This window comes from Bradyrhizobium sp. USDA 4011 (assembly GCF_054063415.1).
This window is the reverse complement of sequence record NZ_JBSSGG010000001.1, coordinates 3,463,029-3,487,893: the sequence shown is the minus strand read 5'-3', so window position 1 is coordinate 3,487,893 and position 24,865 is coordinate 3,463,029. Positions and strand designations below refer to the sequence as shown.

Here is a 24,865-nt window from a genome sequence, read left to right as displayed (position 1 = left end):
GCTACATCCCAAAAACTGAAGTTTCCCATGCCACGGTGCAATTAGCGGCGGTTACGTTAAACCGCGCAATGACGTGATACCTCGCCATCAGTGGATCGCTGAGAACGAGAAGGATTTGCTTGTTGTCTCTTAAGAACCTCGTTGGCTTTACGCTGGCTGTAAGACCTGGAACGGTCCGGATTGCACTGCGTTTTCCTGCTCGCACCTCGTCGACAAAGCGATTAATTGCTTGCCGGCAACCCAAGGACTGTTCGCGGACTTCGATAGCCTGTTCGATCGGCCGAAGCAGGAGATAGGCCATGGCTTGTTTATCAGCATCGGATTGGGGCGCCGTGCTCCAAACGATTTCGAGGGTCTCTCTTGTACCCTGCTCCTTCATCAGTTCCGCTAAGGCCGCAAACTCGATGAAGCCCTGGCTGTAGGCAGCCAGGAGTGCATTTTGTGGTTTTGGTTTCTTTAGGATTGCGCGCACGGCATCCAACGTTGCCACGCGGATCGGACCTCCACGTTGCCAGTCTTCTGGAAAATGAAGAAAGAGCATGTGAGCCGGATTGTAGAGTATCTGCCCAGCATTGGGCACGCGGCTCACGGCAGACCCGATAACGATCTCTCGCAACACGGCCGTAAGATCGACTGATAGATCGAAGTATGAAGCGAAGAGGAGTTGTAGCCGAGACAGAAGAGCGGGTTCAGGATTAATCGTAGTGTGAAATAGCAGCTTGGGCTTGGGGCTTTCGGGAGGCCCTCGTGCCTCAGATGCTGGTGTGTCAATGCCAGCCTGGGCTCTTGCGGGACCCGGAAGCAAAAATAAAAAGATGGTCGAAATTAGAGCACCTGCGCGCATGTGCGTCGCTCCGTGCAGGTGCAATCTTTATCACCAAATAGGCGGCATGTCATCCTACGGCAAGCGGACGGGCTCGGGTGAATGGCTAGAATGGCTATGAAGTTGCCCGACCGTCTTTCTTGTGCGAGGGGACGGGTGCGACCACTGTCGTTGCCGAAACGCAGCAACGGTAGCTCCCACCGCAACCCGTTCTTACTGTTGGTGCTAATGCAGGGCCGAAATGATCGCGCCGATCATTATTGAAAACACAAGGAGAATCCAAGTTAACCGCGGTACCTTTTGCGAGCCGGCGCCGAGATTCACTATTGTAGGAGTCGCCACGCGAACTCTGGCGGCACCTATCGACATTCCAACGATGGCAGAAACGACAGCAGAGGCCGATGGGATGATCAATATTAAACTAGGATCGAAATCAGGGAGCAGCGTTACCGCAAGAGCTCCCAACAACCCACCGACGACAAATCCTGCTAATCCATAGCCCCAAAAGTACGCTCGCTCCATGCCAACAATATAGCACCGGCATTCCGGGTGATAGTCAATCGACTGTGGACAACATTAGTCTTCGCATTAGCGCTTCCAAGCTCATCAATGCGAAGCGCACGGAAAGAACATCGATCCGAAGCCACGGCCGCGCCGGCGAGAACGCTGTGGGTCTCACCCGTCCAACCATGAGAAAACGTTGACAGCATACTACCACAAAAAGCGCGGCGCCGACGTGCTCATAAGCTTCGTCAAGCGCTTTTGAAATAACGCCGGAGATCTATTCGGAGGTACTCCAACGCGAGCCGCATCGCGTTTCCCCGAACAGTGAGGCAACGGATGTCGGCGCGCACGAGGCTTCTATGCTGCGGATGCTGATGCCGAGCCCCACAGATCTTTGGGCCCAAGTTTGTGCACCGCAAGTACAGGGTGATTCACACGCGAGAGACTCTAGCAGAGATGGACGCGAGAATGATCGGGACTCCTGACACTGTAACGCGTCACCTCGCGAACTGAGCAGGGCGACGCGTAATCGATATCGGCACATTGCGGTGCGTGTCGATCGAAGGGCAGTTGCACGACCCCCTGATAGCGGTGAGACAAGCCGTCCGAGTTACGGAGTTACAACCAGCCCGGCTCTCGTCAATAGGCTATTTTGGCTCGCTACCGTATACGGGTCGTGCTGATCATTTCGTGGATAGATTCTGTAGCTCGCCCAACCGTTCGCTAGCGGGGTCTTGTGAACGACGATTCTGAGATACGGTTTGGCGGCTGGAGGATTTGGAAATACGAACAGGTCCGTCGAACCCTCGACAAACATATTTGCTCCGGTGGGCGTAGTCCCAGTGGCCGGATCAGTGACGAGCCGACTCTTCGCAATGCCAATACTTTGCCAGCTGCCGGGCGCTCCAGTGTCGGAGACCGAGCCCTCAATTTCAGTGATGCCGTTTGTGTGCTGAATGACAATCAGATCTCGTACGCTGGTGGCAGCCGTGAATCGATACGTCACATTGGCACGCGAAGCGTCAGGAGTATTGTTCGATGAGTAATGATGATCGTGCAGTACGAATGGCTCGGGCGCGAAGACAAAGGGAGCCGGTTCAACGAGGTACCCAACTCCTATCCGAGCGGGATCAGTAATCGGAAAGTCCATCTGCCATTTGTTGTGACGTAACGGCATGCAATCGGCGTCGCAAGAATTGGCAGGAATCTGGATCGTTTGAATACGAACGGTCGTCAATCTGCAAACCTCAAATGAAAATGGTGTGAAATCTAATAAATTGAGGCTTGGATTATGCACAACTATTGATACACTTCAATTCTAGATTGTTCTAGACGATCTGGCTGGACGCGAACCAGTCAGCATGTCAGACGGGACATGTCGTTTCCGCGACGCAACAGCGCGCGGGACCAGGCAAGGTGAAAGTGCGCGTTCTACTCGGAACCCCCTCCTTCCGCACTCAACTACCCGACCCAATTGTCGACGGATTGTAAGAACATAAGCCCCAACGCCGCTGCATCGAAAAGACCCATTCGACGGTCTTCGCTCATCCAAGGCCTGCGAGGCGGCGGGACGTATCGCTCAAACGCCGGAATGTGCTTTGCAATCAGCTCCGCCAGGCAATGCTTGTTCGGGCATTCGTAGCGCTCGAATGCGCTTCGGACTTGATCGCGCGAATATGCAAAAACAGGAACGTCGCGGCCCTTCGCGAGCGCGGCGATCGACGTATTGAGAGCCGTAATCCACTGCGCCCGTTGGGTGCCCTGCTCGGAGGTGTCCTGAATAACGAGAACATCGGGAGCAAATCGATCGAGAATTTGCGTAATGCGCGCGAGACATGCTTGACGTTTTCGAAGCCCGCGCATCTCGCGTATTCCCCAATCAAACGGCGAGAAGTGGCGTTCGAACACGACGAAGGCGAAGCCGCGCGTGTTTATGTAGATTGCGAGAGCGAGCACATGTTGATCGGCTCGCTTCATACGGCGCGATACATGCGCTTTTCGGCTCGCTCCAGTAATCGTTCCAGAAAGTCCAGCTTGAATTGCGTCGTGTTAGATGGGTTTCCTTGAAGCTCCTCATAGAGATCATTCGCGCGACGAACCGTGACCTCATGGAGTTCGGACATCAGTGTGGGAAATAGCTCCGAAAGTGTTGTATCAAATAGCAGCGCGAAGATAATCGCGGCCTCAAGGCTCGGTCTGCGTCTAGCACCCTCAAGCCGCGAAATTGCCGTGCGGCACTTGATACCTATCAGGAAAGCAATCTCTTTCTGAGTAAAGCCAAAACGGCGGCGAAAAGGTCGTATGTATGATGTGAGGTCGTGGTTCATAGCGTGGTGGCCTTATGACAGGCACACACGCAATTATTTACCTGAGAACGCCTCAGTTCGAGACACGAGAAAGTGCCGACTCGTCACTCAAATAAAGGCCGGGCCCCCATTTTGGCTTACACAATAGTGCCAGCGTTTCGATGAAGGCAATGTGGAGCGGGACAAGGGGACGTGGGGGCGTTCGCCCGACCTGCCGACAGCTCCGCTACGTGTCGATCTTGCCGTAACCAGCGCCCCCCTTATGGCCTACCTGCTACGTCCCCGAAGTCCCCATGTCCCCTTCTATATCCATCATGACGTTATCGGCGAAAACATTCACGCCGTACCGTTCGCACAGAAGCTCGACTTTCTCTTTCTCGCTTAGCGGAACGACATACACTCCGTGGGATTTGTACGTTTGAAGATTGAGCTTGTTGCGCAGAATGCTCCCTATCCACCGGTTCGTGATTGGCCGATCGTATTCGGCGCCGTACCGATTGATGAAACTCATTGTAATCTCGCCGACGGCAAGAACAGGCCGCCTAGAAATCCACATCAGCTCAGTGACAATTTCTAGCACTTGGGCTTCCATCAGAAGACCACGTTCCGCAATCAACGAGAGCTGGGTACGTTGCGCAGCTTCCCTGAGCTCGTCTCGAAGTGCCGCATCACCGACCACACTTAGCAGTGGCAGCATGATTTGGTTGACACGCGGTTCGAGTTTCGGATCTACGAGACTGGGATCGAGCTTAACTTCGTATCTTCTATGGAAACGATACAGCAGCAGTTTATTGCGCAGCTCGCGCGCTTCCTCCTTGAACGTCTCGGGCAGATTGATGGGAATGTCCGGGCGTAGGGGCCGCCCGCCCGTTTCCTCGGTGATAAAGCGGCTTTCCAGTGCTCTGTCCTCGTACCGTCCTCGTGTGGCCACGATCTTTGGGCCGAATACATGGAATGCCCGCGGATTGAACTCGCGCTGAGCGTTCATCACCGTGCGCAATACCGGCAAGCCACGCATGTTTCCATTGTTGAGGATCTTGACGATCTCCGACCGTTCATCGCTGAAGCGAAAGTCGGCTTCGTCAAATATCAGCGTCCCGCGAAACGCGTCGAGCGTGTGGAAGATTGGCGAGACGGTCGAGGCTCCGCTCGCAAAGAAAGGCTTGTAACAGAGCGACCCAATTGTCAGGAGTGATCTAGTCTTCCCTGTACCGAAGTCCCCACGAAGCCGGAGGTACGGCAATTCGTTGAATGCGTCATACAGCCAGCTCAAGAGCACATAGTGGCAGGCAACCTGCTGGAATGTTGGAGTGAGGTCGGCATATCGGTGGATAAAGCCGGCGATCTCGGAGAAGAGGCTCTGCTCGCTTTCGTAAACCCGGGGCTCCGAAGGAAGCAGAACCACCTCATTCTTGATGAGATTGTTGTTTGGAGAAAACGGTACGAGACGTTGTCCCGCCGTGTCGACGGACTTCCCAAGTGTCCACCGGCCCGCAGAAAATGTGCCGAGCAGCGTAGTCCGCTCCTCCGGTCGGTACAGGAGCTCAACCAGGGTGCCGTCTTGGAGCACATCGGAAACCGTCGGCACGGCGCGATCACGATCATTGCGGCCTACAGTAACATCGTTCATGCCACGACGATCGCAGATCATGGCGAACGCGGCGAGGCCCGGAGTTGTGCTTCACCTGGCACATACAGCAGTCTTGGCCGGAACATCTCCCACACTTAGCACTACTTTGGCAGAATGTGTTTGCGCCACTGTTTTTCACGGATTTTCTTTCGGCAATATGGGCACTGCTGAGGCGGGGGTCGAAGGATGAGATCAACGATGGCGTGACGTACGGCGGGCATGGTTGGCTGAGGCGGAGGCCCGTTGATTCTTTTTTTTCCGCCCCGCGTATGCGAGGCGACGATGTTGCAGGAAGGCGTAAGCAATCATTGTCATCAGGGCATGGCGATGAAGACCCTGCCAGGATCGCCCTTCGAAGTGATCAAGTCCGAGCTCCTCCTTCAACTGCTGATGCGCCTGCTCACAAATCCATCTTGCCTTAATGGTGGCGGCCAGTGTGCGCAGATCCGTCGTCGCAGGGAGATTGGCGAGATAGTATTTCTTTTCCCCCGAGGCACGTTGCTCGCCAATGAGCCAAGCTTCGTCGCCCGGGAGATGCTGCTGACCCTTATCCCATATCCGCTGCGGAGGGCCGTCGGCGGTGCGGACACGGAGAGCAGCAAATCGGGCTTTCAGCCGACCTTTCGTCCCGCTGCGCCAACTCACGGCTTTCCATTTGGCGCTGGCCAACATTTGTTCTGCCGCAATCGATAAGATATCGGGCACGTGGTGCTTTCGTGGTTTCCCGCGGACTTTGGTAATCGGCCAAATGAGCTTCACGTCGACCGGATACACCTTCAGGTGCCGAGGGATGCCGACAGCCCAGGCCAGCCCGCGCTCTGTTAGCCCTTGTCGAAATGGTGCGCTAAGTCCGTATCCTGCATCCGCCAGCACACATCCGAAGCGCACGTTGGCTGCCATCGCGCGGTCAATCTCGGCCAACGCAATTTCCGGCTTGGACCGTGGCGTTCGGTGTTCGACTGGCACGCGAGCGCGCTTCAAACGAGATACGTCGCTTGTCCAACTGTCAGGCAGAAAGAGACGTAACGCGACCATCACTGGCACTTCGCCGCGCGCAAGCGTCAAAGACACCAGCGTTTGGCAATTTGCCGTTTTGCCGAGAGCCGATGCGTATTGAGGCGCAACACCAACCGAGCGTTCGCCCTTCTTCGGCAGTGAGGTGTCATCAATAACCAGCACCGCGTCCCTGCCGCCGACAAGTCGGTCCGCCTGGTTGAGCAACTCCGTCTCCAGCGGCGTCGCGTCCCAGACACCGTCCGCAATGAAATGGTGCAGCTGATCGTAGTTGCCCGAGGCAAGGCGCTCCGCCATCGGCTGAACGCTCTTGCGATCGCCAGGACCGATTAGTCCCGCAACATACAGAGGACACATCCGCTGCCGAGTCTTATGACCCAGCCGGTCCAAGAACGGCATCAGCCAACGTTCGAGTTCGTCTTCCCATCCCGCCATGGTCAGCCCTCCAAGAGCCGACCACCCATGAATCATTGAAAAATTGATTCGGGAATCCTATAAAGCAAGGCAAAACCGACATTCTGCCAAAGTAGTGTTAGGCTGTGTACTCATTAAGCAGCTGGCCGGCTGATGTCCGCTCACCCCCTAACAGCGGCGGGAAAGCGGACGTCTCCCGAGGTCGCTGAAGGGCCCAAACCCGACCTTCAAAAGAGGGCCGCAGAAATCGACGCGCTCATCATGGCTCCCGGATGCTCTCGTCGAGTCCGCGAAGCAGCGGGTACAAGAAATATGAAATGACGCTGCGCTCGCCCGCCTTGATTTCCGCGGTCACGGCCATCCCGGGGATAAGCCGGAAATGATTTGGCACATTGCGCAACTCGCTTGAGGTGAGCTTGACGCGGGCCTTGTAGTGAGGCCGCGCATCTCCGTCTTTCTTGGGGTCTGGAGTAAACACGTCCTCGGATAGCGTTCTAACCTCTCCCGCCAGCGTGCCGTGCTTTTGAAACGGCCAGGCTTCCAGTTTCACGCGTGTTAGAGACGCCGTCTTGACTAGGCCCACGTCGCGGCCGTCCACCAGAACCTCCGCCTCGAGCGGCGAATTCAGGGGAACGAGCGTATAGAGCGGCTCCGCCTCCTTCATGACAGACCCGACCGAGCGTTGCGCCACGTCCAGGACAATGGCATCGGCAGGCGCTTCCAGCACGGTGACTTTGTTGCGTCGGGCCGCCTTCTCAAGCTGTTTGGCCGCTGCGTCGCGCTCGCGACGGGCCTGAACGAGGTCCTCGCCAAGCTGCTGGCGGAATTCGGCGACATAGGCGGCCTTGTCAGCGTTGAGACGATTGAGCGTCTGTTTTAGTTCCAGACATTCGTTGCCGGCCAGTTGCATGTCTCGCTCGATCTGCATGCGCTGGGCCTCGGCATCGAGAAAACTAATCTTGGTACCGACTTCTTTGTTGAACAGCTCGTGTCGCATGTTCTCGAGTTCGCGCGCGATCGCTAGGCGCGGCTTCAAGGCGTCCTGGTCGGCGGTCTTTGTAGCGATCTTGGCTTCCGTTTCCCGAACTTGCCGGTCGAAGGATTCGGCCTTCGCCCTGTACTTCTCGACGCGCCGCGTCCAGATTGTCATCTGCAGGCGCGCCTCGTCGTCGATCGACTCCGGTGCGTAAGGCCTGTCGGCCATTTCGGCATCCAGCCGGGCGATTTGCGCGTCAAAGCTCGCAATCTTGCCGCGAAGCTGCGCGGCGTCGGCCATGCTGAACGTCGGGTCGAGCGTGGCCAGCTGATCACCCTTCTGCACGATGTCGCCAATCTTGGCCTCGAGGCTGCGGACAACAGAGGTCTCAAGCGGCTGCACGACGATGGTGGCAGCGGTCGTGACCAGCCTGCCTTGGGCAACCACGATCCGATCAACCTTCGCGATCGACGCCCACGCAATAGCGCAGGCGATGAGGGCGACGAGCGTGTACAGCACGGCTCGCTCGCTCGCGGGCGGCTGCTGCTCGTCGATTTGACGGACGTCGCTTTGGAACTCGCGAGCGGTTGGCAGTAGTTTGCTCATGCGGCGAGATGCCGATGTTGTTGATTCCAAAGGTGACGGTACGTCGTGCAGCGAGACATTAGCTCGCCATGTGCCCCCTGATCGACAAGCCGACCGCGATCGAGGACGACGATCTTGTCTGCGCCGACCAGCGAAGACAGGCGGTGCGAGACGACGATGACCGTACGTCCCTTGGCGATCTCGGCGAGGTTCGTCTGGAGGATTGCCTCGCTCTCCGGATCGAGCGCTGAGGTTGCCTCGTCGAAAATGAGGATCCTTGGCCGACGAAGCAGCGCGCGGGCGATCGCAATCCGTTGTTGTTGTCCCCCGGAAAGGTTCGTACCCCCCTCCTCGAGCATGGTGTCATAGCCCTGCGGAAGGTTCTTGATGAACTCGTCGGCGCCCGAAGCCGTGGCCGCGGCGACGATTTCTTCCAGTGCGGCGTCCGGCTTGGTCGAGCCGATGTTTTCGCGGACGGTACCCCGAAACAGGAAGGATTGCTGCAGCACCACGCCGACCTGGCTACGGAGGTGCGGCAGATCGATCTCGCGAACGTCGTGGCCGTCGATCCGCACCGAACCGAGCTGGAGCGAGTGCATCGCGCGGATCAGCCGCGTCAACGTGGTCTTTCCGGAGCCGCTGCGGCCGACGATGCCGAAGACTTCACCCGGCTGGATGGTCAGCGAAACGTCATCGAGGGCCGGCGGCGCGCTCTCGGAATACCTGAAGGTAACGTGATCGAACTCGACGTGTCCGGCGATCGGCGCCCGAAGGCCGCGCGCGCTCGGATTCCGTTCCGGTCGCCGGTTCATGATTTCACCGAGCATGCGGACCGATAGGCCGGCTTCCTGGTAGGAATGCACGAGCGAGACGATCTGCCCCAGCGGTCCGGTTACGCGGCTCGAGAGCATATTGAACGCAATAAGCGCGCCCACGGTGATGTAGCCGTCGAACACGAGTTGGGCACCAAAGCCAATGACGGCGACCGTAAGCAGCTTCTCGAGAAGTCCGATGACCGCCTGCGCCCCCGTCGAAATCCGGCCGACCCGAAAATGCGACTGTGCAGCCTGAGCGCAACGCGTGTCCCACTCCCGCCGGCGTAACGGCTCGATCGCCAGCGCCTTCACGGTCTCCATGCCATGGATGGTCTCGACGAGATACGCTTGCCGCTGCCCCTCCGCTTCGTAGAGGGCACGCAAGCGCCGGCGATATATCGGAACGAGCGCGGCGATGACGCCGGCCGTGAAGGCCGAGAAGCCGAGCACCAGCGTCGCCAGCACCTTGCTGTACATGAACAGGAGCGGAACAATGATCAACAGCGACGTCGCATCGAGCAGCGTGAGGAGCATCCGCCCGGTGAGGAATTCGCGGATCTTCTCGACTTGTTGCATGTGCTTGGTGATGACGCCGGCCGAGACGCGCTCGAAGAAATCGATCGAGAGAGATAGCAGGCGCTCGAAGGTGCGAGTCGATGTTCGGACATCGATGCGCGCGGACGCATAGACCAGGAGGGATCGCCTGAGATAATTGAACGCGGCGTCGAAAATGACGGCGAGACTGACCCCGGCCGCCAGAACGTAGAGCGTCGTGTAAGCCTGATGGACCAGCACCTTATCCACGGTAATCTGGATGAAGATCGGCAATGCGAGCGCCAGAACCTGGAGAATGAGCGCCGCAACGACAATGTCCCGGAATGCCGCGCCATTGCGCAGGATTTCCGGGATAAACCAGGCGAAGCCGAAGGGGCGGCTCTCATCTGCAAAGGCATAATTGCGACGCAGCAGCAGGGCCTCCCCCTTCCAGTTCCGACAGAACGTCTCCTTTTCGTAAGCGGTCACCTCCGGCTGTTTGGACATCGGATCGACGATGCCGAGCTTTTCGTCCCGCATGCCGATGGCGATAACGCGCCTTCCGTCGGCGAGGCGAACGATAATGGGGTATGCGTCACCGAGCCGGGTCAAATCCGGCCATTTCAGCTTGAGTGCTTTTGCCAGAAAGCCGCTTTTCCGAGCAATTGCTGGCAGCAGGCGGTCAATCGAGTCGTTTTCGGCGAGGGCAAAGTCGTGCTTGAGCCGTTCGGCCGATAGGTCGACGCCGTGATATCGAGCGACAGCGACCAAGCACTCAAGTGCCGAGTCCATGACGGCGGCCCCTTATCCCTGATGCAAAGCCAAAAACCCTCTTTGCTCTTCCGTTGGTAGTGAACTGGGTAACAGCCCCGATGCGCCCCTACTTACGGCAGGCAAGCCCATGAACTGCTCCGTGAGCGCTGCGATGTTCGGGATCACGGCGCTCGCTATTGCGGGAAAGTCATTACTGAAACGCCCGGCCGTCGTGTCAGAGGTGACTTGAGAGAAGCCGATTCCACGGCCGAACTGGGACATCAGGTCGCTAAGATTGTTTGATCCGCTTGAGGAGCCCGCTGACGCCGACGCCGGGGGATCGGTAACCGAAATGCTCACTGGCGCAGCCGTTGCGGTTTCACCGGCAGTCGTATTTGTCACTTTCACCGTCAGGGTGTTCTTCGGATGACCAGAACCTTTATAAATTGAGTTCAGTATGAGTCCGTTGTTCCAGTCCGCGGCAGGCAGTGCGTTGAACGTGTAGGTAAAGGTGGCGCCATGCTTAGTAACCACCGGCGTGGCGCCAGCGGCCGAGACGGACTCGATATCAGGAACTCCGCTGACCGAAACCGAAAGGACATCATCGGAGTCGACAGCCGCTAGGGTGATCCCCAAATGCGTTGACCCGCCCGCCGGAACGGTGAGCGCCGTCGGCGCGGTCACTCTCGGTACCTCGGATAGGCCGTCGAGAGTGACGCTCGTGCCTCCAGCCTTGTCCGCGGAGAGGTCGAAGGACGCGCCGCCGAAGCTTTGCCCAGGGGCGAGCCTAAGGCTGTACGTGTTCTTGTTCTCCACGACTTGCAGCACGTTGCCGGAGGTGAGGACAGCGGTGCCCGCACTGCTGAAGCTCACCCCCGTAAGATCAATGGTGTCCCCGAGAGCAAAGCCACTGATCACGTTCGTTGGCATCGTGGTGGCGTCGATCTTCAACGTCCCACCGGAGCCCTTGAAAGTTATCGGGCCGCTTCCGGCGGACCCGCCACTGCTCAACTCCATCGTCCCGCCGCTAATTGTGGTCGCGCTGGCGATCCCTCCGGAAAAGACGTCCTCAAAACCTCCGCTATCGACGATCGTGTTGCTCGCCATGCCGTAGACGTCCTGCTCGCCGCCGCTGAGCGTTGCGCCAATCGCGATGCCACCGAGGAGACAACTTGTATGCCGGGGTCGAGCACGAGTGTGTTTGTCGCGGCGCCACCAGCCAAGACGTACTGATAGCCGCCGTCGTTGATCGTCGCGCCCGCGTCTGCGCCATACACGTTTTCGATACCGCCACTGTTAACGACGGCATCGATGGCCGTTCCAAGAACTTCCAGCGTATCACCAGCTGCTATCGTCATTCCGGACAAAGTCTGTCCTGCCGGTATGTTGGTGAACGCGTCCTCCAGTTGTTGAATGAGAGACAAAGTCTCAGGCGTAAATCGTACGGCAGCCTCGTTGTTGACGTCGGTAACGAGGATACCAACAGCATTCGCTGTAGGTCCACCGTTATAGACCCATAGGGGACCACCACTGTAGCCTGGGACTAAATCACTGAGGCCAACCGAGTAATCAAAAAGGTTGGGGAACGTTTGATCCGCGATGACCGCACCGATATCATTAAATTGCGTCGACTGAGAGTCGCCCGATGAATTCGGCACACCGTTCACGGTGACCGGATAACCTGTAACATTCACGGTGCCACTGGTATAACTCGACTGGAGATCGAACCGGCTGGACGATGGAAAATTTGCTGTCGGACAATCGATGACGGCAAGGTCGTATTGCTCGACAGAGGGCTGAGGTAACATGCCCGAGGTGGGCGCGGACCACAGGGGGGCAACTTCTGCTGTTCCGCTATAAACCGGAACGCTATTATTTGCGTTAGACGTCCCCGGGCGAACTGAGATATTTGTACCGACCATTCCCGCGGCCTCGGCCACATGCGCCGCGGTAAGGATAGTGTGTGGTCCGACAATAAACCCCGTGCCGCTTTCTGTGAATACTTGACCCGAGATGGTCAGTGACCAAGAAATTTGACACACTCCAGAATATGGGGAAGCACCCGCAGAATTGATCGAAGATGTGCCGTAACCCGTGACCGCGCCAGAGGTGACTGTGATGTTCGTGCCCGTGCCAGACTGGTCAGCAGAGAGCTTGAAAGCACCTGAGAAAGGCTGCGATCCATCCAGCTGCAGCTCATAGGTCTTTCCGCCCTCAGTCACTTGCAGCACGTTGTTCGCGGGCGACGCATTTGCGGTTTCAAAAATGGTGGCGCCGCTTGTGCTATCGAGCGATACATTCGCCAAGTCGATCGTATCGCTCGGCACAAATCCGCTGATCACATTCGTCGGCATAGTGGTGCCATCGATTTTCAAGGTGCCACTGCTGCCCGTGAACGAAATCGGACCGCTTCCAGCGGACCCGCCGCTGACCAGCTCCATCATTCCGCCGTTGATTGTTGTACCACTCGCAACACCACCAGAGTAGACGTACTCATTGCCTCCACTATTGACTACAGTGCTGATCGTGGTGCCGCCAGAGGAAACGTATTCTTTACCGCCATTATTGATTATCGTGCCGCTCGCTGTCTCCGGACCAACATCCGGCGCAAGAATCTCGGACCCGCCGCTGAAGGTGATGAGCGGTGCGGACTGAAGGAATTGAGAGCCGCCACTGTTGATCGTTGCACTGATATCGGTGCCACTATTCTGGACGTACTCGATACCACCGCTATCGACGATCGTGCCGCTCGCTATGCCCCCCGATCGAACTTCCAGGTTGGTGCCGCTGACGTCGTAGTTGCTTAGATTGTAACTGTTGATTGCTAGGGTGCCGCCGGAGCTGATTGTCCACCCGCTCGCCACCGCTCCGCCCTGAAGGCCTAGAGTTCCGCCGCTATCGACGACCGTATTGTTGGCACTGCCGCCCGAAAGAACGAACTCGATGCCGCCGGCACTGACCATGGTGTTGGAAGCTTGGGCGCCGGCGCGATCAATCTCAAAGCCGCCACTGTTGAGCGTGGTATCTAGCGCGGAGCCAAAGTTAAACATGCCGCCGCTGTTAACGATTGTGCTGTCAGCTGTGCCACCCGAAAAGACAGCTACCAAACCACCGCTGAAAACTTCAGTGGCAATCGCCGAGCCGTAGATGTCAAATTCGCCAGCCTTTTCGGTCGTGCTACTGGCCGTGCCGCCTCCAGCGACCTGTAGTAGTCCGCTGTTGATCATGGTGTTGCTGGCCGTGCCACCTGAAAACACCACCTCCCGGCCGCCCGCGAGCGTGGCGCTGATTGTCATTCCGCTGTCTTCTAGCAAACCGCCGCTACTCACGGTTGCGTCAACCTCTGCCGTGAACTGGAAATAGGTTCCCGCCGTATACTCGATGCCCCCACTGCTGATCGTGGTGCCATAGGTATGGACCAAGGAGTATAGCAACCCGCCGCTGTTAATGGTCGTGCTGTAGGCTGTGTTGGTGCCCCCGGTCAGGCCTGCTGCCGGAAGATACTCCTCGCCTCCGGCGTTGACCGTTGTACTGATTGTCAGCCCGCCGTCGCTCACCGTCTCAAGGCCGCCGCTATTGACGACAGTGGCACTCGCCAAACCGTAGACAAGCTGCTTGCCGCCATCGAGCGTGGCGCTAATTGCAGTGCCGCTACCAGGGTCGACGAAAAAGGTCTGGGACAATAGATCGCTAAAAAAAACTGTATCCGACCCAAGCCACGCAACAATTTGCTCGCCGCCGCTGAGCACCGTGGTGCCAACATCCGGAGCGGGTCCGAAGGCAGCTAGGTAATTATCCCCTATGAAAGGTGAAAAGGAGTAGAAAGTGTAGTTCGAATAGACGGTTTGAACCTCTCCGCTCACGACTGTAGTCATGGGGATCCCTCCCTTGCTATCGCCATGGCATCCACCGTCCCCCGTTGCGCGACTCCGAACCCTGGAATCCGTTGCAGCGTGGCCTTAACCTGATCGACGGTGATCAGCCGAGTGCACTCGAATTGCCGCGGCGTGTCCTTGTGGTGTGGACACCACAGGAAATCTTTGTGATCAAATCGATGACGCACGTCATTCCAGCAGCCATTGCACGCGTGATAGTTGATTACCCGGTAGGGCGTCTCGAACTCATTCAGCGGATGCGAGAAGCCGCTAATCATCACCACCGGCGTTCCCACCGACCAAGCGAGCCAGGAGAGCCCGCTCGATAGTCCGACGAAGAATTCGGCGTGTTTGATCCAACGGGCGCGCTCCAGCAGGGGACGGTCCCCCGTCTCATCCTCCGCTCCATGCGGGATGTGATTCCACACCGACCCAGTCCCGTGAGCCGGCTTCTGGTCGATGCAGATGACTCGATAGCCAGCCTCTTTGAGGAACTTCACTAACTCGCGCCAGCCATTGGGGTTGTTCCAGTATTTGGCTTGAGTCGTACTTTGCGTCGCGATGCACACATAGGGCTCGTCGATTGGCCGGCTCTCGTCATCCAGCGCAATGCGCGGCGGTGCTTCCGTGGGGTTGACGCCCAAGATGTAGCCGGCCGTACGGTGCAGCCCGACATGTCGAAAGTCGCAGGGCTGATGAACACGGTTCTCGTCGTCGAAGAACAACCCCATGGTGTAAGTGGCGTAAAAGCGCTCGGCCTTGACCTCCTCGTGCGTCGCGAAAGTGATATCGAGATAGGCGTCACGGAATAGCGGGACGAGGTGCCCAGCCATGGCGCAGGTCAATCTGCAGCGATGGCGCTCCTTGAATTTCACCGCGTAGGGAAACCAACCGATCGTGTCGCCAAGGGTGCCGACCGGGAACTGGATGAGCACCTCGCGTTCGACGGCCGAGTAATCATGGCTGAATAGGCTTGCGCCCTGGTTCCACACGTCAAGGCGGAAACGCACGAAATACCGCTTGGTGCTGTTCACGCGACCCGCTTTGATCTCGGTCTCGTAGAGAATGTTGCCCGTATCGAGGTCACTGATGCGTACGTGCCAGGGAGCCTTACCCTCGGGCAGCGTCACTCGACAGCCATCATTGAAATCAAATCGGACCCCCTTGGCACCTTCCTGGGTGGGCAGCTCGGCAGGCGCAGGGTAGAGACTCTTTTTTTGGGAAACTCCCACTTGAGGCCGATCAGGACCAGAGACGATCTCGGTCTTCGAAACAAGTCCTGGCTCGCCACTTTCGAGCGGAGTCATCACCCTGTCACTGACGAGAGATCTAGCTCGCCCGATCTCCTCAGCCGTTTTCAACCAATGCTGCGACGCGACCGTGCTCGACGGTTCTGAATGCATGCGGTTGAAGTTTGTGCAGAGGCTTGTCATCGGAGCCTCAATGGTCATGCGGCGAAGTACGCAGCACGACCAAATGAATACGTGATTGAAAAATGAAAATTTCCAAGAAAGACGGAGTTCAAGGATTCCAAATTTTGAGCCGCAACTACACTGCGGCTACATCGCTCGTCTCTTACTGAGCACTTCACCGAGCCAACAAAAGTAATCTCAAGATCGGGTCACTCACTACGGGTTCGAATTAAACCCGCCAATCCATTATTAACCATAAGCTGATGAATTGTAGGAGACAAGGGCCAACAACTGCAAATTGCGGTTCCGGAGAACTACGGTCAGCAGCGTTGACGAATAACGTGAAGTGCGATCGGCAAGGAGAGGGATTCGGCTTAACCGGCGGAGACGCGGGGTGGCGGCGGTATCGCAGAAGCGTCCAAAATTTTCAGATACGATCTATTCAGTCAACGCTGCCGAGGTTGAACCAATTGAGCTTCAGATCGCGATATTCAGCAATGACAACGCGCGAGAGTTCATACAGCTGCGCCAATTTCGGTTTATGCGCCAGCCGGCCGGTAGGGCAACGATGGCAAACGATGCCCCCAAATGAAAGGGCGGATGATTGGTGCGCTTGGCTGGAGCAGGTGTTCTTCTGTTCAATATTCTTGGCCTACCCTTACGCCTGTTTCCGGAAAAGTCCTTCGCTGGTATCGGTCTTTTTTGTTTTGTAGCAAGAATGATTTTGGGTGCCAAAATCTCCTCTCGCGTCCGAGCAAGGTTGCGAACGAGGGGCATGATTATCTTTTTCGGTGCAGTGATAGTGCTTATTGTCGTGATGTATTTTCTCTATTATGGCTCGGTTGATCAGGTAGAGCCTCCGCAATATTATGCGCCCGACAGTTTTGGGAGTTCTTTCTGTATGGCGGGATAGATTTTTGCTGGAGGCTCCTCGCTGAGGTCGCTGCGAGGACAACGACTTTGCTGAGAAAGCCCGATCGTGAGTCGCGGCCTTTCCCTGAACGCTTCCGGAAGGTTGATCGTAACATAATCGCGAAGCGCGCGTGCGCTCGCTTCCTCGGTGATAACCGGCTCTCTAGTCTCGGTCTTCATAGAAGCGGCGCGTGGGCGCGATATCATCGGCACGGCGCGCTCAAGATCATTGCGGCCTACAGTAACATCGTTCATGCCCCGACGATCGCAGATCATGGCGAGCACGACGAGGCCCGGACCTGTGCTTCAGCGGCTCATACACCAGCCTTGGCCGAAAGGTCTCCCATGCTTAGCTTATGGACATATGGAGGAAATAACAGTTCACATCGGCTGGGAGTATTTCCTGGGGCTCTTAGGGGCACTGGTAGCCGTGGCGTGGTACTCTAACGGCAGATTTACCGCACTGGAAACGTCGATGGAGTGGGTCAAGAATATGCTACTGGATTTGAAGAAATCGATCGATGATGCGAACGCCAAGGCGCGTGGCGAGCCGTCAAACGGCAATACCCAAGCGCGCGAACCGCTTAAACAACAAACACTTTGGTAAAATCCGACGCAACTTCCGTAATGGATCAACAGCGCCGGTTTCGGCCGTGGACAGTCAGGTCCGGTCTACCCCCAACCTTCGGAAATGGCCGGGCAACGCTCAGACGGTTGCGATGGGCCACATCCGGACAGGCGACAGGTCAGGTTAGCCGCAATCAAGATTGGTTTCCAGGCGGCGCTTGCTTGTGGTCATCGGCCAATCGGCGCCACCGCCGACGAAAGGCGCGGATACATCCGAAGCCGATATAGCTCCTATTGGTCGAGCACAGTCACGCGAGGATCGTCAGCACGTATTGACGTTTGCAATCGGGCTGGATCGACATTCTTGCGCTTCGCCCATTCGACAAGGCTCGGTGGGCGATAAGTTGGATCGGCCTGCCACCGTTGAAAAACGCTTGCATCGATCGTCTCGTTGACCGTGGTATGCGTTCCGTTCGGTTGGACATCCGGCTCTGCGCCGATGACGCGGTTCAGAGGCGAGGAAACGATGGAATACGCCCCCTCAACGAATGAGTGGTAGGAGTCAATAACGCGTGCTTTCACGGCGTCTCCGTCGAAAATGACTTCCGAACGGAACGAAAGTCCGTGTGCTTGCGCCTTCCCGATCATCCAACGCAGCGGAGCCTGGGCGAGAAGGTCCGTCTCATAGCCTCCGCCGACGTTAGCATGGGCGCCGACGAACCAACGTTGCTCAACGTTGGAAAGCGCGCGCGGCGGCGGGCCGCCTATGCGATGGCGGACGGTCCAAAGGGTGGGAGCAAAGTCGCGGCGGTGCTCGTCGATTGCAAGCGCGTGATAGCCGTTCTGGATTGGAAGGAATAAACCTGTCTGGAGATAATCAAACTTGGACCGGCTGATTCCTGGAATATCCCCGGCCGCAAAGCCGACCGAACCGACGGTATCCCAGACGCCGACGACCTTCACCTTCGTGGGTTGGGAGTACTTGAGCAACCATCTTTCTTGGTCTGTCAGCTTGTTTGCGTCGCCGGCTGCTTCTTTGTCCTTCAACGTCCAGATGCTTTCTTCGTTTCCTCCCTTCTGATAACGACTGAAAAGTTCGGCAATACCTATAGGCGAGCCTGCTTTCAGGATGCCTTCAAGCGCGACCAAACCAGCGAGGCTTCTCGCCGTAAACGCGCCGCGACTGAACCCAAAAATGAAGATTTCATCGCCTTCGTTGTAATTTTCGATGAGCCACTCGTAAGCGAGGCGGATGTTTTCATCGAGCCCCTTGCCGAAGACGCCCCCCATGAACCCATTTACACCAATTGAGTAATAGACAAGTTGAGGCCGGCCATCGGCGCTTTTGGTGCCAGTGAGCGCCCGCATGCGCCAAACATTTGTATTGCTATCGACACTGTTCCATGTGCCGTCGAGGAATATCGCGAGCCGTTTTTGCTGCTGCTCCCCGCCTGCAAAGTTTGGCTGGTTGCCGCTTTTCTCCGCGGGGCGACCGACAAACGCCACGATCCAAGCGATGATGCCGACGGTGAGCACGAAGGCGATTGTGTGTAGACCGCGCTCAATCCAGCGCCAAACTCGCCAGCGCCAAATTCTCCACTTCCAGAACTTCATAGTGGCGTTCCCGCTGGCGGTGAAATCCGATAGGATCGACAATCTAAGCGAGAATAACCCGTTCGCTGATTCGGCGCACGTCGCGCGTCACATTTCCCACATCATACTTTGACTGCCGGCAGCTATCAGGATTGCGAGTTCAAGGCCGCGTACCGGAGTTTCTGGCCCAGGGGGTCCGCTGAGCGCCATTTAAGGCTGACCTCAAGGCGCCTCGTCGATTACGTCAGCTTCGGGGTCATTCGCGGCCGGATCGACCAGCAGAGAATCCGGCAATGTCCGCTGTGCCCAGCCAGTGGAAGTAAATTCAGAGGCGGCTCTTCGACATAGCGGGTTGACGGTGCCACCCTTGCGGTGGTTCAGGATCCAAGCCCTAGTGAGTCGCGGACGGCGCAGAAGACACGATCCTTCCCTTCCCATCTCGGACCACGATTACCCGCTTGATGCGCGGAGGTGGTAACTCTATGCGAAATTCAAACGGGACGTGGTGATGTTGCTTTGTGTCCCGACCATGCCTATGGCGAGTTTGTAACTCGACATGACGGCGTTGATTTATGCCCTCTCAACTCCAGTCGATGCGCATCTGGGTTGAGCCGCGACTCTCGGCGCTCATAGACGTAGCTGAATTTTCGCAGGCCGAGAATTCGTGCCGAAGCGGCATATTGCACCGTCTCGCGTATTGACGACAACTTGGCACGATCTGTTGATATCCGATTCGCGCAAAATCGATTTTGATTCTAGAATCGCGAGTCTAGATCACTTATGCGATATTTTATCTATTGCAGGAAATCATCCGAAGCTGAAGATCGACAGGTCGCTTCAATCGAATCCCAATTAACGACGTTGAAGCGAACATTCGGCGACAGGTCTGACATCGAAATCGCCGGAATTTATGAAGAGTCGTTCAGCGCCAAAGCACCTGGTCGCCCGCAATTCGGTGAGATGCTCGCTGAGATCGAGAATGGGGCGGCCCACGGGATTATCGCGTGGGCACCGGATCGTCTTGCGCGAAATTCGATCGATGGGGGGCGCCTCATCTACATGCTCGATTGTAGCGTGATCCGGGATCTCAAATTCGCAACGTACACCTTCGAGAACAACTCGCAGGGCAAGTTCATGCTCCAGATCATGTTTGGTCAATCCAAATACTATTCCGACGCGCTCTCGGATAACGTCAAGCGAGGCAACAGAACGAAAATTGACAAGGGCTGGCGGCCCAACCAGGCGCCTCTTGGATACCTCAATGATCCTGACACGAAGACGATCGTCAAAGACCCGACACATTTTCCACTCGTACGAGCAATGTTTGAGCTGATGCTCACGGGCTCATATACTGTCAAACAGATAGCGGTCATAGCACGTGACGAATGGAGCTTTCGCACGCCGAAGAAGAAACGGACCGGCGGTACGCCGCTCGCACTTAGCTCGGCCTATCGCCTTCTGGCCAACCCATTCTATGCGGGCATCATAGTCTGGGACGGGCAGACGTATCCCGGGAAGCACGAAGCGGTCGTTACGATAGATGAGTTCGAGCGCGTGCGTTCGCTTTTGGAGCGACCGGGTCGGGCTCGACCGAAAAGACATGCTTTTGCGTTTACAGGTATGATCCGATGCGGATCTTGCGGTCTAGCTGTAACGGCAGAGCACAAATACAAACCGTCCGGCCGCCACTACATCTATTACCATTGCACAAAGCGACGCCTAGGCTCCCGGTGTGCTGAGCGATCCGTGGAAAGTCGAGCCCTTGAACGCCAGATAGAGCAGTTCATTCGGTCGCTGGCGATCGATCCCGCGGTTGAGGCGTGGGTTAGGGAGGAAATGTCGCGCGACACTGCTAGATTCCTCCAACAGCAGGAGGTGCGACAGCGCTCATTGGAGAACTCCCTCAAGAGCGTTGAAGAACAGCTCGCGGCCCTGACCAGCCTTCGTATCCGGAACCTACTGACCGACCAAGAGTATCTTCTGCAGCGCGGCGAACTTCAAAAAGAACACATCCGACTACGGGAAAGGATCGCGTCGAAGGATCACGGAGGCGAGGGGTTCGAACCCGTATCGGAATTCGTTTCGTTCAGCAATAGAGCCGCGGATTGGTTCCTAGCTGGAGACGACCAGTCAAAACGCCTCATTCTTGAAACGATCGGTTCGAACCCGATCCTCACACGAAAAATACTTAGGATTGAAGCCAAAAGGCCGTTCATACCGGGCCACAAAACACCGAACTTGCGCACATTGCTGGGAGTCGACGAGGACGTTAGAACTTTGCATGGCAAATGTGCCGAGTGGTCACTAGAAGTGTGGCGCGAACTGCAAACTGAAGACGGCCAGCGCATCTTACACAACATCAAACGTCTTCGGGAGCGCTTTGAGCCGGAGGTTCATGCAAAGGAAGGAGCTTCTCGCTCTCGTCAGGCGAGGCCGCGAAACCAACGTTTAGAGCGCTTCTCCTTATAGTTCTTTGTAGATCCGTCGAAGCTCTTCGGACGTTTGAGTGAGACCCGGTGGCCGGTGGGGTGGCATACCCGTCGAATATGCTTCCGATGCGAGAGTGTCATAGACGCGGGATTCTGCTTCTTTGGCACGTGTCATGTTTTACGTATGAGCGGCCTGCTTTAGAAACCTGAACGTCATTTCGAACGCCTCGAATGCAAGCTCCCACTGTTTTGCTGGTGAGAGCGCTGAAAATTCCGACTGCCGCTCGGGGCGATACCAACCAACAGCGGTCTCATTCACATTCTCAGACATCATATCTTTTATTACCGCAAGCGAAGCTGGATCTGAATACAGATCCGAAAGTCGGAGAATGGCATTGTTGTTATAGTAGCCTGCCATCCATTGCCGCGTACCTTTGTCCTGAGTGAAGCCAACGGCATTTGTTTCAAGTAATATGTATAGAATATCGTGAGCATGCTCTTGTACTTCCGAGGTCCTGCGCTGCGGCAAAGAAAGGAAGACTGCGCGCCACAATGAAAAGGCGATTCCTATCAGATACCCAAGGACTGGCCAGAGCTTTTCGCGCTCATTGTCGTCGAGGTTGCTGTTAAAGTTGTAGATCTCAAGCGTTAGCTGCTGGATCTTGCTCCTCATTGGGACGACCCAGTTTAAATCTGATTTCGGCGATGATTTCTCTTTAGGCATTGCCGCCTCGCTAATCAAAAAAGTGCCCCACGTGGCGTGGGGCACAAAGTTCGAATCAATTTGGATGCCGATGAATCCATCGAGACCAACTGTAGGTCGTCGTTACTCTTCCGCAGCCGGGGCAGTCAGAAGGGGGCGCCGGAGTGGCATCGGTGGAACCCCAGCACGTCTCGCAATACGCACACTCATACAGGTTGCGAAAACTTACGTCTCCACTTGGGGGATCCCCATCACCAACCGCGTTGGCGTGCTGGATGATGCCACCAACCTGTTCAGCGGATTTATTTTCAATGTTCATGCCATCCTCCTCAAAATCGACACCCATTGAGGTATCGAAGATCAAGGACGATCTTGGTCGTCTCTCGCAAAGATACACGAATCTGTCAGCTCAGCAACCTTCCGCATTGCTGCTCACGGAAAGGCAATATGCTGCGCACGAGTAACGCGCATTCGATGCACAATAGGGCGATAGCGATCACATCCCAAATTATGCATCTTTGTGAAATTTTTGGCCAAGCACAAGCAATGGCGCGAGCTTCAAACTGAAGACGGCCAGCGCATCCTACACAATATCAAACTTCCTCGAGAGCGCTTTGAGCCGGAGACGGTCCCGAAGCAGTCTTCTCGATCTCGCCGGGTAGGGGCCGCGAAATCAACCTATAGAGAGCGAGGAGACGATGCGCCATTTCCTTCGCCTCTTCCGTAGCGATTTCATCTCCCGATATTTCCTTGTAGATGCGACGAAGCTCTTCGAGACGTTCGGGTGAGACTTGATGGCCGGTGAGTTGCATACCGATATCGTATCGAGGTCCGCTACCATTCATAGAGTTGGGACTATGCCACGCGGGCACATATTCCCCTCGTTGGGAGCACGAATCCGTCCTTGAGGCCGTGCAAGGCTTGATGGCAAAGAGGCCGCCAACTGAGGCAGCCTCTGTTAGCGCGTCGGGGCAGAACGCAACCATCGCAAAGGTAACTGCTCTTCAGCAACGCGAGCGACAATAGTCTCCCGCTGCATGTGCCGCTGCTACGCATACTGCGACAGCAACGCCTCCGGTTAAGGCAGAGCATGCAGCAACCGCTGCGGCCTCTGCAACGCCGCAGGCCGCGGTACAGATTGGATTTTTGAAATTGAAGGTTTGAAGCTGCCGCTGAGCCAGAAAGTCTTGCGCCTTCGGAGCACTTGCTTCGGGGACGACCTTATCTCTAAAGTGTGAAGTTATAATCTTCTCAATAGTATCGCGATCTGCAGTGCTTAAGCTGTCCCACTCGCTCTTGTTGACGTTTATGTCCATTTTCGATCTCCATTAAGTTATATTGTCAGAGAACTTTGCCGGAATTCAACGCGCCGTAGCGCCCAACTTGCGCAGACGGTCGATTGCATGACCATGTCGCTAGGAGGCGCCGAGAAGACGAAAGCTCGCAATAGTGCATTGGACTCCCGCCCACGGCTGCCGGTCGAGCGCGGCAGCCGTGGCCGGGGTGAAACGTTCCTCCAGCTTATAAAAAGCGCATCGCCGTCGTCAGTCGGTCCTTCAGCGAATTCCTCTTCGCCACATAGCTGCCATAGGACACGGGATCCTCCCCGTGCTCGCCCCCAGAACAATTCAAATGCAAACCGTTGACTAAAATGTCGAGCTCACCCAAACCAGCATTGACCTGTTGCACCGCATTCTGTGTCTGGTCTCTTGCCAAAGACGTTCTTGCGTCGCTGAAATCATTCACAGCCGAGTGACCGTGAACCTGCAACGCGCCCCAGTTTTCTGGAGGCCTTCCGTGGTTCCCGCCTGAGCAGCCCAGGCTCATTGATGCCATCATATCTTGGAGCTGAGGGATTGCTTCGCCCAGGATCTGGTCTACAACGCCCTTCGGATCGGTGGCCATCTAAGTATCCTCCTCGGTTTTGAATTTCCTCATAAGCTCGCCAGCCGTGGCTAGAGCTTGCGAGCGGAAATCTTTTTATTGAAAGCTAGAGACAGGCTGGCGGCGGCAATAGCCGAAGGAGAGCAATATCACGAACTCAACCTTGAGTGACATACTACCTTGAATAGATTGTTGGCCTCTGTAGGTACTCCGAAGGAGCCAACCCCATCTGAGCTGCCGACCAAAGGCCACCGCGACGGACGATATGGGTCATTCGAGACCGGGGCGCGCCAGCAGAGAATGCCGTTGCAAGCGGAAATAAAGTCAGAGCATTAGCGGCTCCGCGGAGCCGACGAGGACGTTGGAACGTTGAATGGCAAATGTGCCGCGTGGTCACAAGAAGTATGGCGCGAGCGAAGCTCTTCGAGACGTTCAGGTGAGACTTGATGCCCTGTGTGTACCATGTCGAGGTTGTACGTGCGCTGTTTAGGCGCCATAGGAGGGAAATTGTACCGCACTGGCAAAAATCGCGTAGCCATCAGCTATGCTATAGTCTTCTCACATGGAAGAACAATTTGACGACTGGAATATAAAAAGAAGGAAATCATCTGCGAGCTGATGCGCGCTTCTATAGCAAGCGTGAATTGTGGTGGTGCTCACTTGGTGTGAACGTCGGTTTTGAACAGGATGGATCGGGAAAGAAGTGCGATCGCCCCGCCCTCATTCTGAGAGGTTTCAGCAAGAGACATATCTGGCGATCCCGCTTACAACATCTGCGCGAGAGCATCCGCTGCGCCCTCAATCGGAGGGTACCGCTTCCCAGATGGAGCGCAAGTGAACGCCAATCCCTTCAGGGACAGAACAGCGTACCATCTCCTTTACTTCTGCATCACTGTCCAAAAAAGGAAACCCCCGAGGAGGGGGTCAGAGTGAGCCGCCGGTTATAAGCGGGTCTGAGAAGAACACGCCGATTCCGCCGATAGCACAGAAGATAACGCCGGTTACGATTATTGGATCTCCGATATCCTTAGGCGAAACGCCGAATAACAGGCAGACGCCAAACACCAGCACCAGAACGATCCCGAGACATAGCACTGCACCGAACGAGCAGCCGATTACATCGCGTTTTGACATGT

Annotated in this window: 20 protein-coding genes; 3 read left to right on the top strand and 17 right to left on the bottom strand. The window is 56.3% G+C overall.

Annotated features, from left to right (window positions below; translation table 11 throughout):
* Nucleotide 1: 1 nt before the first annotated feature.
* The 10 genes from ACVW1C_RS16285 to ACVW1C_RS16240 all read right to left on the bottom strand — a co-directional run bounded on the left by ACVW1C_RS16285 (nucleotide 2) and on the right by ACVW1C_RS16240 (nucleotide 15,536).
* Nucleotides 2-844, bottom strand: a complete 843-nt coding sequence (locus ACVW1C_RS16285; RefSeq protein WP_456759291.1) for a hypothetical protein — start codon at nucleotides 842-844, stop codon at nucleotides 2-4.
* Between the two features lie 1,944 nt (nucleotides 845-2,788).
* Nucleotides 2,789-3,304 (bottom strand): hypothetical protein, encoded by a 516-nt coding sequence (locus ACVW1C_RS16280; protein WP_456759290.1) that lies wholly within the window; start codon nucleotides 3,302-3,304, stop codon nucleotides 2,789-2,791.
* A complete protein-coding gene (locus ACVW1C_RS16275) occupies nucleotides 3,301-3,654 on the bottom strand; it encodes a helix-turn-helix transcriptional regulator (RefSeq protein WP_456759289.1) in 354 nt (117 codons plus the stop codon). The genes ACVW1C_RS16280 and ACVW1C_RS16275 overlap by 4 nt, the downstream gene beginning before the upstream one ends.
* A gap of 253 nt (nucleotides 3,655-3,907) precedes the next feature.
* A complete protein-coding gene (locus tag ACVW1C_RS16270; RefSeq protein WP_456759288.1) occupies nucleotides 3,908-5,263 on the bottom strand; it encodes a hypothetical protein in 1,356 nt (451 codons plus the stop codon).
* 192 nt (nucleotides 5,264-5,455) lie between these two features.
* Nucleotides 5,456-6,748, bottom strand: coding sequence for an IS701 family transposase (locus ACVW1C_RS16265; protein ID WP_456756671.1), 1,293 nt, complete (start codon nucleotides 6,746-6,748; stop codon nucleotides 5,456-5,458).
* 202 nt (nucleotides 6,749-6,950) lie between these two features.
* On the bottom strand, nucleotides 6,951-8,273 hold the full coding sequence (locus ACVW1C_RS16260; RefSeq protein ID WP_456759287.1) for an HlyD family type I secretion periplasmic adaptor subunit: 1,323 nt from the start codon (nucleotides 8,271-8,273) through the stop codon (nucleotides 6,951-6,953).
* Nucleotides 8,270-10,393 carry a peptidase domain-containing ABC transporter gene (locus ACVW1C_RS16255; protein WP_456759286.1) on the bottom strand — a complete coding sequence of 708 codons (2,124 nt, stop codon included), beginning with the start codon at nucleotides 10,391-10,393 and terminating at the stop codon, nucleotides 8,270-8,272. Before ACVW1C_RS16255 ends, ACVW1C_RS16260 begins: the two co-directional genes overlap by 4 nt.
* A gap of 12 nt (nucleotides 10,394-10,405) precedes the next feature.
* The gene (locus tag ACVW1C_RS16250) at nucleotides 10,406-11,461 is read right to left on the bottom strand and encodes a hypothetical protein (RefSeq protein WP_456759285.1); all 1,056 of its coding nucleotides are present in this window, start codon (nucleotides 11,459-11,461) and stop codon (nucleotides 10,406-10,408) included.
* Entirely contained in the window at nucleotides 11,362-14,229 is a 2,868-nt protein-coding gene (locus ACVW1C_RS16245; RefSeq protein WP_456759284.1) for an AIDA repeat-containing protein, read from the bottom strand. Before ACVW1C_RS16245 ends, ACVW1C_RS16250 begins: the two co-directional genes overlap by 100 nt.
* Nucleotides 14,226-15,536 carry an autotransporter strand-loop-strand O-heptosyltransferase gene (locus tag ACVW1C_RS16240; RefSeq protein WP_456759283.1) on the bottom strand — a complete coding sequence of 437 codons (1,311 nt, stop codon included), beginning with the start codon at nucleotides 15,534-15,536 and terminating at the stop codon, nucleotides 14,226-14,228. The genes ACVW1C_RS16245 and ACVW1C_RS16240 overlap by 4 nt, the downstream gene beginning before the upstream one ends.
* Before the next feature lie 499 nt (nucleotides 15,537-16,035).
* Here ACVW1C_RS16240 and ACVW1C_RS16235 point away from each other — a divergent pair, with 499 nt between their 5' ends.
* Nucleotides 16,036-16,233, top strand: a complete 198-nt coding sequence (locus tag ACVW1C_RS16235; RefSeq protein WP_456759282.1) for a hypothetical protein — start codon at nucleotides 16,036-16,038, stop codon at nucleotides 16,231-16,233.
* A gap of 275 nt (nucleotides 16,234-16,508) precedes the next feature.
* Here ACVW1C_RS16235 and ACVW1C_RS16230 read toward each other — a convergent pair whose 3' ends face one another.
* Nucleotides 16,509-16,808 (bottom strand): hypothetical protein, encoded by a 300-nt coding sequence (locus tag ACVW1C_RS16230; protein WP_456759281.1) that lies wholly within the window; start codon nucleotides 16,806-16,808, stop codon nucleotides 16,509-16,511.
* Between the two features lie 220 nt (nucleotides 16,809-17,028).
* Between ACVW1C_RS16230 and ACVW1C_RS16225 the strand changes: the two genes are divergently transcribed.
* The gene (locus tag ACVW1C_RS16225; protein WP_456759280.1) at nucleotides 17,029-17,160 is read left to right on the top strand and encodes a hypothetical protein; all 132 of its coding nucleotides are present in this window, start codon (nucleotides 17,029-17,031) and stop codon (nucleotides 17,158-17,160) included.
* Between the two features lie 251 nt (nucleotides 17,161-17,411).
* Here the strand turns inward: ACVW1C_RS16225 and ACVW1C_RS16220 are convergent, their stop codons facing one another.
* The gene (locus tag ACVW1C_RS16220; protein ID WP_456759279.1) at nucleotides 17,412-18,734 is read right to left on the bottom strand and encodes a DUF2235 domain-containing protein; all 1,323 of its coding nucleotides are present in this window, start codon (nucleotides 18,732-18,734) and stop codon (nucleotides 17,412-17,414) included.
* A gap of 759 nt (nucleotides 18,735-19,493) precedes the next feature.
* On the opposite strand from ACVW1C_RS16220, the gene ACVW1C_RS16215 reads away from it, so the two are divergent.
* Nucleotides 19,494-21,182 (top strand): recombinase family protein, encoded by a 1,689-nt coding sequence (locus ACVW1C_RS16215; protein WP_456759278.1) that lies wholly within the window; start codon nucleotides 19,494-19,496, stop codon nucleotides 21,180-21,182.
* A 138-nt stretch (nucleotides 21,183-21,320) separates the two neighbouring features.
* On the opposite strand, the gene ACVW1C_RS16210 is transcribed toward ACVW1C_RS16215, so the two are convergent.
* The 5 genes from ACVW1C_RS16210 to ACVW1C_RS16190 all read right to left on the bottom strand — a co-directional run bounded on the left by ACVW1C_RS16210 (nucleotide 21,321) and on the right by ACVW1C_RS16190 (nucleotide 24,863).
* Nucleotides 21,321-21,866: a hypothetical protein gene (locus tag ACVW1C_RS16210; RefSeq protein ID WP_456759277.1), complete on the bottom strand. Its 546-nt coding sequence runs from the start codon at nucleotides 21,864-21,866 to the stop codon at nucleotides 21,321-21,323.
* Between the two features lie 572 nt (nucleotides 21,867-22,438).
* Entirely contained in the window at nucleotides 22,439-22,657 is a 219-nt protein-coding gene (locus ACVW1C_RS16205) for a hypothetical protein (protein WP_456759276.1), read from the bottom strand.
* Between the two features lie 192 nt (nucleotides 22,658-22,849).
* Entirely contained in the window at nucleotides 22,850-23,161 is a 312-nt protein-coding gene (locus tag ACVW1C_RS16200; RefSeq protein ID WP_456759275.1) for a hypothetical protein, read from the bottom strand.
* Between the two features lie 205 nt (nucleotides 23,162-23,366).
* A complete protein-coding gene (locus ACVW1C_RS16195) occupies nucleotides 23,367-23,750 on the bottom strand; it encodes a hypothetical protein (protein ID WP_456759274.1) in 384 nt (127 codons plus the stop codon).
* A 903-nt stretch (nucleotides 23,751-24,653) separates the two neighbouring features.
* Complete coding sequence (locus ACVW1C_RS16190; RefSeq protein WP_456759273.1) at nucleotides 24,654-24,863, bottom strand: hypothetical protein; 210 nt, start codon at nucleotides 24,861-24,863, stop codon at nucleotides 24,654-24,656.
* Nucleotides 24,864-24,865: the final 2 nt, after the last annotated feature.